This window comes from Vibrio sp. B1FIG11 (genome assembly GCF_905175335.1).
GTDB lineage: Bacteria > Pseudomonadota > Gammaproteobacteria > Enterobacterales > Vibrionaceae > Vibrio > Vibrio campbellii.
Map to the genome: position 1 here is coordinate 971,654 of NZ_HG992751.1, position 14,907 is coordinate 986,560.

Sequence of the window (14,907 nt, forward strand, 5' to 3'; positions counted from 1 at the left end):
CCATGTCTTCTCTCGTTTGTACTTATAGTTGTTAAAACATTGTTAACTTTAGCATGTTAAATCATTATACGGGAATGCATTTTGGTGAAATCTGTGGGAAAGGTAGCGTTAGAGAAAGAAAGCTTCCTCAGTCATCACTATTTAAAACTGCTGACGATAGCTGGCGGGTGAAAGTCCGGTTTTCTTTTTGAAGATACGTGAAAAATACGACACGTCTCGATAGCCACACTGGTAAGCAATATAAGCAATCTTCATTGAGTCCTCTTCCAATAACATCTTTTTAGCAAGGGAAATGCGTTTATCTGTAACGTAATCACGAAAACACATTCCAACTTTTCGATGGAAGAGTTTAGAAAAATAGGTAGGAGAGTAGTGGCAAAGTGCCGCAGCTTCTTCTTCTCTTAAGTCTTTGTGGACATTATTTGCGATGTAGTGAACCACATCGACGAAATTTGTTTTCGCTCCTTTGGTTAGCATGTCTTCTGATGTAAGGCGTTGCTTGTCAAATTCATCTAAAGCGAAATATTTGAGCTTGGTTTGTGAGACCCATTCATCAGCAGTACAAGTATCGATTTGACAGTACTCTGCAACAATATGCTTTGGTGGTAGCCCAACGGCCCCATCCCCGCGATAAATAACAATGAGCTTTTTATCGAGATTTTCGCATAAGGTGAGCAAACTTTTCTGCAAGTATTGATGTTCTGGTGCTGGGTAATAAAAGAAATGGCTGAACTCTTTATCACTTAAGACAGAAACATCTACTCCGCTTTCCACAAGAACAAAAGACTTTTCCAATTCTGAGCGAAAGTCGTTGGTGAGAGATTGTGGGGTGTCTCCAATCCAATAGGCCTTGATAAGTTCTGTCATATTATGTCCATTTATTGTGAACTTTGCCGAAGGGGTTTTGCAAAAGGCTTCTGTTGACCTACATCCATGAGGTCAAAAACTAAACCTTTCGTTTATTAAGCTTAGGATTATATAGACAGACTGCAAGTGTGAAATGTGTCACATATTCACTTTGCCGGTGTCTCACAATTGCTACATATGAGCTTTGTCGACTTATCTAACAAGAAAGTGCTAGTGCTTGGCAAAAAAGTCCTAACCCCCCAATTTTTCGATGACTAAGGTTTAGTCATGATTCAGGCACAACTACAGCCGAGTCATTGACAAGCGAGATAGTTAAAGAGGGGATATCTTATGGAAAACTTTCGCAACCTAATCAAGGACTTCATGGAAGATGAAGAAGGTCTAACGCTTTTAGAATACATTCTAGGCGCTGCACTTATCGTTACTGCATTCCTAACTTCAGGGTTCTGGACCACACTTTCCGCTAAATTCAGTTCTGTTGCTGGTCGTATTAGCAGCTCGTAATGACAAGCGAACTGGTTATCTGGTCGTTACTCATTGCTATTGGCGTATCTGACGCGCAAAAACACAGAATACCGAATAAAGCGGTTTTATTACTTTTTACTGCCGTTGCTGCAAACCTTGCGTTTAATGCTAATTCTGACGGACTAGACCATTTGTATGGTGGTCTAGTCACGTTTGCAGCTTGTTTTGTTTTGTATCTGTTTAAGGTGATGGCCGGAGGCGATGTGAAGTTACTCGCCGTCATTGGGGCATGGCTTGGTTTGAGTAACATTGGAGAAGCAACTGTCGGCATTATTCTGGCGGGTGGTGTCGTTGGCCTATTTTATTTAGCGCTGTACGTATCATCTTCAACCACCAGTCTTGCTGAGCAGTTTAAAGGATATTGCTTGGAGAAAGTCACTCCAGGGATAAAAACAGCGAAGCCAATGGTGATTCCTTTTGCACCGGTGATTGTTATTGGATTGGCTTATTTCTCTTACACACATTGATAATTACAAACGCGACTGGCTTAAGGCATAAGTTGACTAGGCAACGTACAGAGGGGAATTGTCATGGGGTCCGTGTATCGGGAAAATCTAGTGCCACAAATAACGCCACCCAAAGTTCCATCAAGCATCGAAGGCTTGGGAATCCCTGCCTCCGTTGTTGAAAACTTGGTGCTCAAACATCTTTCTGCTTACCCAAAAATCGATCTGGTTGAACTAACTCAGAGGTTGGGTATCGTGTCGACTATTGCCGAGCTTGCACTTGCTCAACTTAGGAAGCGTAGCTGGGTGGAGGTATATCAACCTACCGCGGACAAACTAAGCAGTTCGTACTCAAATGTTCGCTACAGCCTGACAGAGTTGGGTTTGGCAGAGGCGGATATCGCCTTTCGAAAAGATCCTTACATAGGTCCAGTCCCAGTATCGATGGAGGAATATTGGAGTGTGGTGCAAGGTCAGGATCTGCGTAAACATCCCATCACGCGTGTCGATGTTGAACGCGCGCTTTCAGACGTTTTTGGTTCTGAGCACCTGATTCCCATTCTCGGTCCTGCCATCAATTCAGGGCGAGCCATGTTGTTGTACGGGCATGCCGGTACGGGTAAGAGTTATGTCGCGGCTCGAGTTTTAAATGCCATGAGTACTTCGGTGTTTATTCCTTACTCGGTCTACGCCGATGGCAACATCATCAAAGTCTTTTCTGAATACCACCATCGTCGCATCGACAACTCTCATTCGCAGGTTTTTGTCAAACTCGAAACCCATTATGACAAACGCTGGGTCTTGTGTGAGCGTCCAAACATTCAAGTCGGTGGTGAGCTTACCATGGACATGCTTGAGGTGAATCACAGCGAGCACAACCGTGTATGGAACGCACCGCTGCAAATGATGGCAAACAATGGCATTTTGGTCATCGATGACTTGGGGCGTCAGGCCATGCCCGTTGATGCTTTACTAAACCGTTGGATTGTTCCTATGGAATATCTGTATGACCATTTGGCTTTACCAAACGGTCAGCAAGTAACCGTGCCATTCATGTTGACTCTGGCGTTCTCATCAAACTTTGCGCCAAGCAAGATCGCTGACCCTGCTTTCCTACGTCGACTTGGTTACAAAATCGAATTTACACCCCTTGAGAAAGAAGATTACAAAGCGTTATGGCTATCACTGTCTGGTGAGTATGAGATGGCTCTTGCTCCAGACTTTTTTGACACGTTACACCAATTACATCGAGACAATGATGTTAAGTTTTTCCCATGTTTACCTAAAGATTTACTCGGGATAAGCCGCGACATTTTAGTGTTTGAAGGTAAAAGAAAGCTGGTTTCGTCAGACATATTGACTCGTGCGTGGGCACTGTATTTCACAGTGGATGAATAGGGAGATTTAAATCATGAGTAAGACTCAAATTGTCATGCTACTGCTGCTCTCTATTGTTTTTGGCCTTGCCGCCGTTTTGATTGCCAAACAATGGATTGATGGGCAGAACCAACCAACAGTAGAGCTTGAAGAAGTAGAAAGGCACCCAGTATTAGTTGCTGCCATGGAGCTGGAACCAGGAACAATTTTGGAAGAAAAACACCTGACGACCAAGTTGATGGAAGTGGACTGGATTGAAGAGAGTACGTTGAAAGTTTCAGAGCAAGCGTTGGGTCGCATTGTTGCCAATACGATTTACTCAGGTGAAATGGTAAACCCAAATCGACTTGCGCTACCAGGAGAAGGGGCGACCTTAGCCGCTCTTATTCCGGAGAACAAACGTGCGATTACCATTCGGGTTAATGACGTTATCGGTGTGGCAGGTTTCCTACTTCCCGGAAACAAGGTGGATATCTTGAATACCATCAGTTCTGGCAAAGGGAAAAGTGCGTCGACCAAAACTGTGCTGAAGAACATTAAAGTTCTGGCTGTGGACCAAACCGCTAAAACTAACGATAACAAGCCAGTTATCGTGAGAGCGGTGACATTAGAAGTCACTCCAAAAGAAGCAGAGAAGCTTCTTTCTGAAAATAGCAAAGGTAAGATTCAACTTGCATTGCGCAACCCACACGAAGTGGATAAGCCTGTTGTTGCTCGAAGATATACCCCCCGACCTAGTGTGACCATTATTAAGGGATCTCAGGCATCCAATGTCCGAGTCAGTAATTAGGTGACTTATGAAAAGAATAATACTACTTATTAGTCAATTGCTTTTTGTCAGCTTGTCTGTAAACGCAGCACCTGCGCAGTCAGGGAAAGTCGTGAGTGTTGCACATCATCAATCCACTCAATTGATGATTTCGGGTAAAGCGAAAAAGGTGACGTTAGGGGATCCGGAAGTTCTGGATATTATTGTGCTTCGTTCTAATGAGCTGTTCTTGGTGGGTAAGAAACTTGGAACAACCAACGTGTCTGTTTGGGATAGTCGGGGGCGCTTGATTGAACAATTTAATGTTGAAGTGACGCATGACTTAAACACTCTCAAATCCAAGCTGTATCAGTTCCTGCCGGATGAAAGCATAGAAGTACACAGCGCTCAAGAAAAGGTCGTACTGAGAGGGTTAGTGAGTACTCAACAGAACATGGATACCGCCGTCAAGATCGCAGAAACCTTTGCTGCTGGTGAGGCCGCGGATGAAGGGGAAGATGACTCTAAAGATGACAGCATGGTCATTAACCTTTTGAGTATCGGTGGTGCACAACAAGTCACCTTAGAAGTCACGGTAGCGGAAGTACAGCGCACTTTAGTCCGTCGCTTTGATTCGAACTTCCATTTCTTCCAAAAAAGCGGTGACTTTACCTGGGGTGCAACAACGGCTGGTGGTGGTATTGACAATATTGGGCCGATTCTGAACATCCCTTCGGTTGATGATTTTGGTTTTTTGGGATCATTCATTGACAGCAATACCCTGTTTACTTTCGCGTTAGATGTCGCAAGACAAAATGGTGTGGCAAAAGTCCTAGCGGAGCCAAGTTTGACTGCGTTAAGTGGTACCCAAGCTGAGTTTGTCGCTGGTGGTGAATTCCCAATTCCTGTGCCAAATGAAGATGGTATTACCATTGACTACAAAGAATACGGTGTGCAACTCGACTTCGTTCCGTACATTTTGAGTGATAAGCGCATCAATCTAAAGATGAACGTCAACGTCAGTGAAATCGCCAACTCAGGTGTATTGACCTTTAACCCTAACGAAGTCAACGCCACTTTCTTTATTCCGCCAATTACCAAGCGAAGTGCTGGCACAACAATTGAACTTGCCGACGGCCAAACCATTGGTATTGCGGGCTTATTGAGTGAAAACGCACGTAATGTAGCCGATGGTATTCCGGGGGCAAGTGACCTACCTGTACTTGGGCGATTGTTCAAGAGTGAAGAATTTACCTCTGGTGAAACCGAACTCGTGATTTTGGTTACACCAAGGCTTGCGACGCCTATTGACCGACGTCGGATTACCTTGCCGACCGATGGTTTTGTCAGCCCTAATGATGTGGAGTTTTATTTATTAGGCAAGGGCGCTGAGTTGGATTTTGATAGATACCAGCTCAATGAAATTAGAGAAGAAGAAACAACGGATAGTTTCGACCAATACGGATCGTCAGATGGTGGCTCTGAGGGCAAATTTGGGCACAGCCTATAAGTGGAGGATAAGATGAAAAACATAATGATAATGACCATTTGTTTTGCTTCATTCGGCTTGTTTGGTTGTGCGAATGACCCTGAACTTGGAATCTCAGTGAGCCAGTTACGTGCAGAGCAAACGCTGAACCCTGAAGCATGGTATGAGAATTTGGGCTATTTACCAGAGGGAAGCGGCCAACGCACACAAACTAGTTTAGAGGTATATGACAACAACGGGGTAGCCAAAGATGATTAAGTGATTCTATCGCTTAGGAGGGGCTATGCGAAGGAACATGCAAATCGCACCAAGACGTTCCCAAAAAGGGATCACCTTGGTGCTGATCAGCATGGTATTGCTGATCTTATTGGGCGTGGCGGCATTCGGTATTGACCTAAACCACCAAGTCCTAAACAAGACTCGCTTACAAAATGCGGTTGATGCAGCAGCACTTGCGGGCGCGGTTGTTGCTGATGAGACAAGTGACGTAGCAGCGGCAGAGGCGGCGGCTGTGACGACACTTGCTAATATTTCGGCTTCGGCGGGTAATTCAGAGTTGACCTTTACTGATAGTAATACTGCCGTAACGTTTTCTTCTGATAGGGCAACATTTGTTGATGCAGCCAGTTTCTCAACGCCAGCAGGTGAATACGATATTTACGTGCGCGTTGCGGTATCCGATATCGGATTAACTCAGTTTTTGAGTAGTATTTTTGGCATAAACAAAAATATTTCTGCTAGCGCGGTAGCGGGAAGAAGCGCTGCGATCAATTACAGCTGTAATTTAACACCGATAGCGATGTGTGGGGATCCACTAGGAGACGCGAGTAACGCATGGGGCTACAAACCACCAGGTTATGATCCGAATGTAGACACGGATCCATCACTGGTGCATGAGTTGAAAGTGGGCGATCAAGACAACACGGATATGGGGCCGGGTAACTTCCAGTTGCTCGACTTTGGTCAAGCTGGCGGCAACAGTGGTGCAGCGCTTGTGCGTGATGCGTTGTCTGGTGCTTACAATGGCTGCGCTGCTATTGGCGATACTGTGATAACGAAGCCAGGTAACAGCGCAGGTCCTGTGGCTCAGGGCTTGAATACTCGTCTCAATGATTTCTCAGGACCAATAAAGGATGATGGGACCGTTCAGCCTGATAAATACGTTCGCGAACCAAATGTGCTTGCTGAGACTGATACGGTATATGCGGGGGATTTGTATTATGCCAATTATCTTCAAGAGCTGAGTGCATGTGAGGGGGGCGGCTCACCATGTGATGCATCGAGCTATACCGGAGATTCCGGCTTAAATGGCCGACGCATTCTGCGTATTCCGATTGTAGATTGCACCGCGTCAACGGGTAAAACAGAATTTGACGTACTTGGGTTTGGCTGTTTCTTTTTGCTGCAGCGCGTAGAGAACTCTGGGCAAGCTTCGGTATTTGGTCAGTTCTTATATGATTGCTTAATTAATAACGGCTCTACAGGGACAGATCCGACAGACAAAGGTTTCTATCGTATCCAGCTCTACAAAGACCCATTTAGTGGGGCATCGTGATATGTGGAAACTTAACCCAAAAGCTAAAGCGCAAGGTGGTCTTGCCATAATTGAGTTCATCCTTGCTTTACCAGTTTTGCTAATGCTAAGTGTGTTAGTCATCGATGTGTGTCGAGCGTTTATTCAATATACAGAGGTGAATAAGGCACTGCAAAATGGTGCGCGTTATGCGGTTGTTGATACCTATGGAACGCTGAGTTTTGACTCGATTGCGGATGAAGCCAGCATTAAAAATGTGGTTGTTTACGGGTCTCCAACCGCGAGTACCACTCCCATTATCGATTACATAGAAGTGGGAGACATTACGATCACGCAGCCTACAGAGACAAACAAAGAGGTGACGTTATCGGCAACGTACAATTACGTCCCCATTTTTTCTACATTGCCTTTTTCTAATCAGTCCTTGCAGTTCAGCATTGGTGCTACAACAACAATGAGGACGGGGCCATGAGACGACTTTTAACTAAGCAAAAAGGCGTGACTCAATTAGAATTTTCATTAATTGCGCTCGCCGTCATTTTAGTTTTGTTTTTAATCATGGAATTTGCGGTTTACTTCTTTTCTGTACAGATGGTCAATGAGGTAACACGAAGAGCCGCACGTTTGGCAACCGTGTGTTACATCGCTGATCGAGATGATATTCCTAACTTATCATCAGTATCAGATTTGTACCCATCAGGCTTTACTGCAACTAACTTGGAAATTACGTATTTAGATGCGACTGGCGCTGATGTGGATGTTTCAGGGTTTCTATCGACACCTCCTGCAGACTCGGCAACATTAAATACTCAGTTTGCACAAATTCGATACGTAAGAGCGAGAGCAGTTGATTATACATTTCAGTTTTTTGTTTTGGCTGCTTTAATTAATGCTGTAGGGACTACTCCTGCTTTCGAAACTATATTGCCAGCAGAGAGTTTAGGAATATTAAGGCCGGAAGGATCTGATGTGATAGAAGATTGCTAATGGAGTAGTGAAATGTTGAAGCCAGTGAAAATAAATGATGACAACTACAAAAGTTTAAAAACAAACTTGATTGTTTGGGTAGTGTATTCTACTACCAACTTTAAACTTCATTTGACAGACGAATTATCACGATGTGTGAACGTCAATATTGAATGGATTGAGCTTGAGTTATTTAACTTAGATTTGGTAAAGAGCAAGAAAATTCCAGACTTGATCTATATCGAAACGGGAGATAGTTGGGCTCAAAAAGTTGCACATGTCTACTCCAGTGACAGCAATTTACAGCATAACCATACTGCTTTAATCGTATTTGGTGATGAGGCGGATACCGCGTCTTTAAAAATGGCGTTGCGCCTGGGTGCAACGGATTATTTCTCTCGTTCTGCGGATCTAGAGGAGATTTACCCGCTACTAAAATCAATCGCAGAAGAAAAAATCTACAACAAGAAGATGGGGGATCTAACCTTATTCATCAACACGAAAGGAGGTTCTGGCTCTACGACACTTGCGCTCAATACCGCGATAGAGCTATCAAGTTACGCTAAAAGTAATGTGTTGTTAGTCGATCTTGATATGCAATTTAGTGATTCTGCGGATTATCTCAATTGCAAACCAAAATATAATATTAACGATGTCGTTGAATCGGTTAATGATTTAGATGAACTGTCTCTTGAAGGATTAGTACATAAACATCCTTCTGGTCTCAATTACCTTTGTTTCGAACAAGGTAATTTAAAGAATAATTATAAGTACGCGAATGAAGTCAGTAAGTTGCTTCCAATACTTAGACAGTTTTACTCTCATATTATTGTTGATATGTCACATGGTATTGAACATACATTCCAACAAATTGTTTCGCCAGCTACTCATGTATTTTTGGTTATGCAGCAAAACGTTACTTCAGTGAAGCATGCAGTTAATTATATTAGAGCATTAGAACTCGACTATGGTTTAAATAATCACCAGGTTGAACTTATTGTGAATCGATTTGAGAAAAAGTCGACCATATCATTGAAAGATATTGAAAACGCCGTTGGTGGCCACTCCATACATTTAGTTCCTAATAACTTCGCTATTGCGATTGAGAGTGCAAATTTAGGTAACCCAATTGTTCAATCTACAAAAAATAGTGCGATAAAAGCTTCTTTGGCTGAAATCTCACATTTATTAGAAAGCCCAACCAAGAAAGATCAAAGTTGGATTAAGAAGTTTTTTTCTTAATAAGGGGGAGTCATGTTTTTCAAACGAAAAAGCGTTGGGAGTGCGTTTAATACTGCCGATGATACGCAAGAGCAGAGAGCTCAAAGTGAGGACCTTGTTGGTGTAGATGGTGATGCTGCTAATACTAATACTGACACGACAGCCTTGTCTCCTGTTGAAGCAAAGATCAAAGCCATTGAAGAGCAAAAGAAGCAGCTTGAACAAGACCTTGCTATCAAACACTATTATCACAAGAAGCTATTGGACACCTTAGATCTCGGTTTGCTTTCTCATCTTCAGGAAGACCGAGCCAAAGAAGAATTACGTGAAGCTGTCGTACAGCTGATAGCTGAAGATCAAACCCACCCCCTGAGTTCTGAGGCTCGCAATCGTGTCATTCATCAAATCGAAGATGAAGTGTTTGGCCTTGGCCCACTAGAGCCACTTCTGGATGATCCGACAATTTCAGATATCTTGGTAAATGGCCCCAAAAACATCTACGTAGAACGTTTTGGTAAGCTTGAAAGAACACCACATACCTTTTTAGATGAGCGCCATCTTCGCAATATTATTGACCGAATCGTTAGCCAAGTAGGGCGACGCATTGATGAAGCTTCACCGATGGTGGATGCGCGTTTGAAAGATGGCTCTCGTTTTAATGCCATTATCCCACCTCTGGCCATTGATGGACCGTCGGTATCAATACGTCGTTTTGCTGTCGAACGACTCAATATGGATAACCTACTGGAGCTCAACTCTTTGTCTCCAGAAATGGGTAAGTTCCTTAATGCCGCGGTTGTCGGGGAAATGAACATTCTTATCTCTGGTGGTACGGGTTCGGGTAAAACCACCACATTGAATATCCTCTCCGGTTTTATTCCAAGTGATCAGCGTATTGTCACTATTGAGGACTCTGCAGAGCTTCAACTACAACAGCCACACATTATTCGCTTGGAAACGCGTCCGTCGAACATTGAAGGCAAAGGGGAGATCTCTCAAAGGGATTTGGTGAAAAACTCACTGCGTATGCGTCCTGACCGAATTGTTATTGGTGAGGTTCGTGGTGCAGAGGCGGTGGATATGCTTTCTGCAATGAACACCGGTCATGATGGATCTCTGGCCACCATCCACGCCAACACGCCACGAGATGCCTTAAGCCGAATTGAGAATATGTTCTCAATGGCCGGGTGGAATGTCTCAACAAAAAACTTAAGAGCGCAGATTGCCTCCGCGATAAATATCGTAGTCCAAATGGAGCGCCAGGAAGATGGTAAACGCCGTATGGTCAGTTTGCAGGAAATTAACGGTATGGAAGGGGAAGTGATCACCATGTCGGAGATCTTTACTTTCCGCCGACAAGGTGTAGACAAAGATGGCAATGTTCTTGGTGAATATGAAGCGACCGGAATTGTGCCTAGCTGCCATGACCATCTGATTAAACGAGGCTTAGACGTACCATTCGAGATCTTTAACGAAAAAAGCCGTTAGGAGAGGGCGCTATGGAAAGCCAATTCCCACTATTTCTAGTACTGCTGTTTTTATCCGTCTTCTTTATTAGCCAAGCGTTAATATTGCCTTCTGCGGGTAAGAAGGTGAAACACAAGCAGTTAATTAAGCGAATTCATGACAGTCATAAACACATTGATGAAGAGAGTATTTCACTACTTAGAGAGAACTCGCTTAAGAACTTATCACCTCTGGAGAGATGGTTAGTCAACTTTAGCCTTTTTGATGGATTGAAGAAGAAGTTGGAATTGGCTGGCATTTCAATGGGTTTTACCCGATTTCTAGTTTTGTCTTTTCTTGCCGGTACCGCAGTAGGTCTGATTATTTTTGTCTTTGGCCAAGTCTGGTATATGTGCCTTGGAGTGACCATTGCTTGCTGGGTAGCAATATATTTCTACCTGCAAAAGATGATCGCCGATCGTTTGATGAAATTTGAGGAGCAGTTACCGGAAGCGCTCGATATTATCAAACGTGTTCTCCAAGCCGGCCAACCTATTACCCAAGCCTTTGGCGAAGTAGGTCGGGAAGTGAGTGCTCCATTAGGGCCAGAATTTCTCAATACCTTCAATCTGCTTAACTACGGTTACGACTTAAGACTGGCCATTATGCAAATGTCTGAGCGTACACCTACGGTCTCCATGCTGGCTTTTTCAAGTGCGGTGTTGTTGCAGAAAGAAACGGGCGGTAACTTAGTTGAGAATATTGAAAAACTATCTCGAATCTTACGAGCTCGTTTTAAGCTGGCGCGTAAAATCAAAACCATTTCTGCTGAGTCTCGTATGTCTGCTTGGGTGTTAGTTTTGGCACCCTTTGGCCTCTACATCATCATTTCTCTCGTGCGACCAGATTACATCGAGCTTCTGCATACCAGCCCAATGGGAATCAAAATGGTTATAGGCGGAATGATCTCTCTGTTTATTGGCACTTTGTGGATTCGTAAAATCGTTAACATTGAGGTGTAGATATGAACTTAGAAAGCCTTCAAGGTTGGTTAGGTGGTTTGGCGGTTAACCAAGAAACACTGCTATTTGCCCTCATTTTGATCACCACTGTGCTGGTGGTTATGACGGTCGGTTCTGTTGTGATGGGCGTAAACTCTCCAATCAAAAGAAAGCTAGCAGAGCTTTCAGGGGACAAGAAAGAAGCGCTACCAACGAATAACAAAATGACAGATACGCTTGAGTCCCTCGCACCGTTGACTTCCCCAACCAGTGAAAAAGAACGTCAGACGACACGTAATAAATTAATGCATGCGGGTTTCCATCAAAGTAACTCGTTATCGATGTTCTATGCCATTAAATCGATCACGACCATCATTGGTGTGATGGTGGCGACTTTAATTTATTTGACCATACCTGAGTCAAAATACCTCTACACTTATATGGCACTGGCTGCATTAATTGGTCTGATTACACCGGACATGATCTTACGTCGTATGGTGAACAAACGACAAAAAGCCATTAGAGCGGGTATCCCAGATATGTTGGATTTATTGGTGGTGTGTACCGAATCTGGTTTGGGTTTCAATGCCGCATTACGACGTGTTGCTGACGAATTAGTGATTTCACATCCAGAACTGGCTGATGAGATTGATACCGTATGTAACAAGATCCAAGCAGGTAAGCCCATGCCAGAGGCGCTTAGAGAATTGGTCGTGAGAACGGGTTTAGAGGAGATTATGGGGCTTGTCAGCATGCTAAGCCATGCTTCAAGGATTGGTGGGAGTTTAGTCAACTCTCTGCGTGAGTACACGGAAGATTACCGGGATAAGCGTCAGCAGGCGGCAGAGGAAGTCGCGGCAAAAATCCCAGTAAAAATGATGTTTCCTATGGTGCTCTTTATCTGGCCATGTTTTTTCATTGTGGCGGTTGGTCCTGCATTGATCACGTTGGCAGAGGCCTTTTCTAAATAAAACACAAATAGGGATCGTTATGTGGATTAAGAAATTTGTCATTATATCGTTGTTGTTGGTTACTGCGTGTTCAACAACAGACTCGTCGTCCGATTTTGATTCGGAACTCTACGCTGGTAAGCCAGTCGAATCGCTCACTAATGACGAACCACCAAAAACAGAGGAAGAGGCAATTTCTCGCGGTGATATTGCGCTGAGCAACAAGAATGCCGACTTGGCTTTGTATGAGTACATTCGTTCTTTGTCATTTCCAAACGCTCAACACAAAGATAAAACCTTGTATACCGTCGGTCGCATTCACTTGGCTCGTAATAACTTAGAACTGGCAGATAAATCGTTTCGCGCTTCGTTAGCAGAGAATCCAGAACATATTGGCTCTTTACAAGAGTTAGGTGCAATGTACACCAAACGCGGTGACCGTGAAGCGGGTAAAACCTATTACATTAGAGCGCTTAATGCAGATCAAATCCGCTTGAAGGGCGACCCGAATATTACCAAAGATAATATCTCTAAGGAGAGCGTCGCCACTTACCGTTACGATGATAAATCGCCTGTTGGTGCTTATTCAGGACTTGGGGTGCTGTACGACATTCGTGGCGATCATGACTTAGCACAGATCTTGTTTAGAAAAGCGTTGGACATTAACGCGAGGGATGTGGATGCACTTGTGAGCTTGGGCTATTCGTACTACATGGAAGAGGAGTATTCAAAAGCGACGCACTTTACTAAAGCGGCGTTGGGCCTCCAACCGAGTAACGAAAAAGCCATCAATAACTTAGGGCTCATTGCGATTGCTAAGGAGCAACCGCGTCAAGCATTGAATATTTTTAGTCGCCACATGACAGAACCTGAAGCTTTGAACAACGTAGGCTATTTCTTGATTTTGAATGGTAAACCAGATGAGGCGATACCTTACCTTCAGCAGGCGATAGACAAAAATCCAGCTTATTACGATTTAGCGAATAAGAACTTAGAGCGTGCGTTATCGATGGTGAGAGAGCAAAAAGACACTTCTACTGCGTTTCTTCAATAAGCGCTTTTAATAAGAATCACGCAATAATCAAAGCCACTCTTGATACTAAGAGTGGCTTTTTTATGACTGGAGCTTATTGGAATAGAGTCGGAAAGCGTTTTATGAATCTACCCACCAACTTCCACAGCAAGACCGTCAATATAATCGACATGTAACCATCAACTGCGTAGTGCCACGCTAGGTGCACTGAGCCTATCTGGGTAAGCACTGCAAATGCATAGGCAAAGTAACCCAATATGCTGTTTACACGGTAAAGGCTCAAGGCTAATAGGACGGCGATAGAGACATGCATACTAGGCATGGCTGAGATACCCGCGCCGATAATATTGCTAGGTTCAATATACCCTTCCCATAAATAGTCTTGAGTTGGGAGAGCCCAAAGAGGGCCCGCTTCTACACTCTGCAAATATTCGCTTTGTTGATTTAACTTGTTCATGAGTGGTGCAAATTGATTGTCGCCATTTAAGAGCTCAAGAAAGCATGGGCCAGCGGAAGAAAGCAAAGTGGCAAAAAAGGCGCCAATGAATAACCAAGAGAAGACAAACGTTAGCAAGAACTGTTGCCTCAATAATGGTTGCTTTTTGTAGATTAAAAAGAAGATCAGCACGCCCCACATAAAGAAAAACCATGCGTTGTAAGCGATGTTGATAACCCAAGAGGCCCATGCACTAGGGAGTAACGAGTGCGTAAGTTCCCATGGCGCAATGCCAAAGTGAAGTAGCTTATCAATATTGGCCAGAGCGTTGTCCAAACTAAATGGATGGATGCTTGGGATCAGTGATTTTAGGAAGGTATGATTCGAAAAAACGAGGTTCATACACAGCATCAGAATGAAGACAGAAACGGTTCGACTTAACGGCAAAAAGATTTGTTTGAGCTTGGTGAAAAACTGGCGTGAAGGGCGTTTTTCCTTCTTTATGATCAGATAAAAGTAGTAATAAAGACAGCAGCTCAGAAAGGTGACATAAAACGCGAGGGCGAGTGTTTCTAAGTAAGTTGTGAAGGAATAGTCGATGGGGGAATTTAAATAGAGAGAACTAAGATAAAGAATGCTGGTTGCTGCTATGCAATAGTAATAAAGCACTCTATCTTGGTATAAATGTACCTTTAACTCACCAAACCAAAGCGACACTTTTTGCTGCCAGTTAAGTGGCCATTCGTAATTATTATCTTGCGCCATAGATGATCCATCACCCTGATTTTCCCCACCTTATATAAGCGTAGTTGAGAAAACGGGCACTCGTGTTGGCGTGCCCGTTGTTTATGATTGGATGATTTGTTTG

The 14,907-nt window shown here is 43.7% G+C and carries 16 protein-coding genes; 14 read left to right on the plus strand and 2 right to left on the minus strand.

Annotation, left to right across the window (positions count from 1 at the left end; genetic code table 11):
* Window positions 1-141 precede the first annotated feature (141 nt).
* On the minus strand, window positions 142-867 hold the full coding sequence (locus KHO06_RS04425) for an AraC family transcriptional regulator (RefSeq protein WP_212582146.1): 726 nt from the start codon (window positions 865-867) through the stop codon (window positions 142-144).
* Between the two features lie 330 nt (window positions 868-1,197).
* Here KHO06_RS04425 and KHO06_RS04430 point away from each other — a divergent pair, with 330 nt between their 5' ends.
* The 14 genes from KHO06_RS04430 to KHO06_RS04495 all read left to right on the plus strand — a co-directional run bounded on the left by KHO06_RS04430 (window position 1,198) and on the right by KHO06_RS04495 (window position 13,624).
* On the plus strand, window positions 1,198-1,371 hold the full coding sequence (locus KHO06_RS04430) for a hypothetical protein (protein WP_045421820.1): 174 nt from the start codon (window positions 1,198-1,200) through the stop codon (window positions 1,369-1,371).
* Window positions 1,371-1,859, plus strand: coding sequence for an A24 family peptidase (locus KHO06_RS04435; protein WP_047481605.1), 489 nt, complete (start codon window positions 1,371-1,373; stop codon window positions 1,857-1,859). The genes KHO06_RS04430 and KHO06_RS04435 overlap by 1 nt, the downstream gene beginning before the upstream one ends.
* 63 nt (window positions 1,860-1,922) lie before the next feature.
* Entirely contained in the window at window positions 1,923-3,236 is a 1,314-nt protein-coding gene (locus KHO06_RS04440) for an AAA family ATPase (protein WP_077200237.1), read from the plus strand.
* A gap of 13 nt (window positions 3,237-3,249) precedes the next feature.
* On the plus strand, window positions 3,250-4,005 hold the full coding sequence (gene cpaB, locus KHO06_RS04445; protein ID WP_005427418.1) for a Flp pilus assembly protein CpaB: 756 nt from the start codon (window positions 3,250-3,252) through the stop codon (window positions 4,003-4,005).
* A 7-nt stretch (window positions 4,006-4,012) separates the two neighbouring features.
* Entirely contained in the window at window positions 4,013-5,473 is a 1,461-nt protein-coding gene (locus tag KHO06_RS04450; protein ID WP_005427437.1) for a type II and III secretion system protein family protein, read from the plus strand.
* A gap of 12 nt (window positions 5,474-5,485) precedes the next feature.
* Entirely contained in the window at window positions 5,486-5,710 is a 225-nt protein-coding gene (locus KHO06_RS04455; protein WP_038892234.1) for a hypothetical protein, read from the plus strand.
* A gap of 25 nt (window positions 5,711-5,735) precedes the next feature.
* Entirely contained in the window at window positions 5,736-7,007 is a 1,272-nt protein-coding gene (locus tag KHO06_RS04460) for a pilus assembly protein TadG-related protein (RefSeq protein WP_077262231.1), read from the plus strand.
* Window position 7,008: 1 nt separating this feature from the next.
* On the plus strand, window positions 7,009-7,458 hold the full coding sequence (locus KHO06_RS04465) for a TadE family protein (protein WP_038892232.1): 450 nt from the start codon (window positions 7,009-7,011) through the stop codon (window positions 7,456-7,458).
* Window positions 7,455-7,973, plus strand: coding sequence for a TadE family protein (locus KHO06_RS04470; protein WP_005427421.1), 519 nt, complete (start codon window positions 7,455-7,457; stop codon window positions 7,971-7,973). Before KHO06_RS04465 ends, KHO06_RS04470 begins: the two co-directional genes overlap by 4 nt.
* Before the next feature lie 12 nt (window positions 7,974-7,985).
* Window positions 7,986-9,194 carry an AAA family ATPase gene (locus KHO06_RS04475; protein ID WP_212582147.1) on the plus strand — a complete coding sequence of 403 codons (1,209 nt, stop codon included), beginning with the start codon at window positions 7,986-7,988 and terminating at the stop codon, window positions 9,192-9,194.
* Between the two features lie 12 nt (window positions 9,195-9,206).
* Complete coding sequence (locus KHO06_RS04480; protein ID WP_045369702.1) at window positions 9,207-10,661, plus strand: CpaF family protein; 1,455 nt, start codon at window positions 9,207-9,209, stop codon at window positions 10,659-10,661.
* Window positions 10,662-10,672: 11 nt separating this feature from the next.
* Window positions 10,673-11,641 carry a type II secretion system F family protein gene (locus KHO06_RS04485; protein ID WP_212582148.1) on the plus strand — a complete coding sequence of 323 codons (969 nt, stop codon included), beginning with the start codon at window positions 10,673-10,675 and terminating at the stop codon, window positions 11,639-11,641.
* A gap of 2 nt (window positions 11,642-11,643) precedes the next feature.
* Complete coding sequence (locus tag KHO06_RS04490; protein WP_038892229.1) at window positions 11,644-12,591, plus strand: type II secretion system F family protein; 948 nt, start codon at window positions 11,644-11,646, stop codon at window positions 12,589-12,591.
* A gap of 19 nt (window positions 12,592-12,610) precedes the next feature.
* On the plus strand, window positions 12,611-13,624 hold the full coding sequence (locus tag KHO06_RS04495) for a hypothetical protein (RefSeq protein ID WP_212582149.1): 1,014 nt from the start codon (window positions 12,611-12,613) through the stop codon (window positions 13,622-13,624).
* 73 nt (window positions 13,625-13,697) lie between these two features.
* Here the strand turns inward: KHO06_RS04495 and KHO06_RS04500 are convergent, their stop codons facing one another.
* Window positions 13,698-14,804 carry a phosphatase PAP2 family protein gene (locus KHO06_RS04500; RefSeq protein WP_212582150.1) on the minus strand — a complete coding sequence of 369 codons (1,107 nt, stop codon included), beginning with the start codon at window positions 14,802-14,804 and terminating at the stop codon, window positions 13,698-13,700.
* Between the last annotated feature and the right edge of the window lie 103 nt (window positions 14,805-14,907).

Excerpts from the sequence above, each read along its gene's own strand:
- KHO06_RS04425 (WP_212582146.1), bottom strand. The coding sequence starts at position 867 with ATGACAGAACTTATCAAGGCCTATTGGATTGGAGACACCCCACAATCT.
- KHO06_RS04430 (WP_045421820.1), top strand. The coding sequence starts at position 1,198 with ATGGAAAACTTTCGCAACCTAATCAAGGACTTCATGGAAGATGAAGAA.
- KHO06_RS04435 (WP_047481605.1), top strand. The coding sequence starts at position 1,371 with ATGACAAGCGAACTGGTTATCTGGTCGTTACTCATTGCTATTGGCGTA.
- KHO06_RS04440 (WP_077200237.1), top strand. The coding sequence starts at position 1,923 with ATGGGGTCCGTGTATCGGGAAAATCTAGTGCCACAAATAACGCCACCC.
- cpaB (WP_005427418.1), top strand. The coding sequence starts at position 3,250 with ATGAGTAAGACTCAAATTGTCATGCTACTGCTGCTCTCTATTGTTTTT.
- KHO06_RS04450 (WP_005427437.1), top strand. The coding sequence starts at position 4,013 with ATGAAAAGAATAATACTACTTATTAGTCAATTGCTTTTTGTCAGCTTG.
- KHO06_RS04455 (WP_038892234.1), top strand. The coding sequence starts at position 5,486 with ATGAAAAACATAATGATAATGACCATTTGTTTTGCTTCATTCGGCTTG.
- KHO06_RS04460 (WP_077262231.1), top strand. The coding sequence starts at position 5,736 with ATGCGAAGGAACATGCAAATCGCACCAAGACGTTCCCAAAAAGGGATC.
- KHO06_RS04465 (WP_038892232.1), top strand. The coding sequence starts at position 7,009 with ATGTGGAAACTTAACCCAAAAGCTAAAGCGCAAGGTGGTCTTGCCATA.
- KHO06_RS04470 (WP_005427421.1), top strand. The coding sequence starts at position 7,455 with ATGAGACGACTTTTAACTAAGCAAAAAGGCGTGACTCAATTAGAATTT.
- KHO06_RS04475 (WP_212582147.1), top strand. The coding sequence starts at position 7,986 with ATGTTGAAGCCAGTGAAAATAAATGATGACAACTACAAAAGTTTAAAA.
- KHO06_RS04480 (WP_045369702.1), top strand. The coding sequence starts at position 9,207 with ATGTTTTTCAAACGAAAAAGCGTTGGGAGTGCGTTTAATACTGCCGAT.
- KHO06_RS04485 (WP_212582148.1), top strand. The coding sequence starts at position 10,673 with ATGGAAAGCCAATTCCCACTATTTCTAGTACTGCTGTTTTTATCCGTC.
- KHO06_RS04490 (WP_038892229.1), top strand. The coding sequence starts at position 11,644 with ATGAACTTAGAAAGCCTTCAAGGTTGGTTAGGTGGTTTGGCGGTTAAC.
- KHO06_RS04495 (WP_212582149.1), top strand. The coding sequence starts at position 12,611 with ATGTGGATTAAGAAATTTGTCATTATATCGTTGTTGTTGGTTACTGCG.
- KHO06_RS04500 (WP_212582150.1), bottom strand. The coding sequence starts at position 14,804 with ATGGCGCAAGATAATAATTACGAATGGCCACTTAACTGGCAGCAAAAA.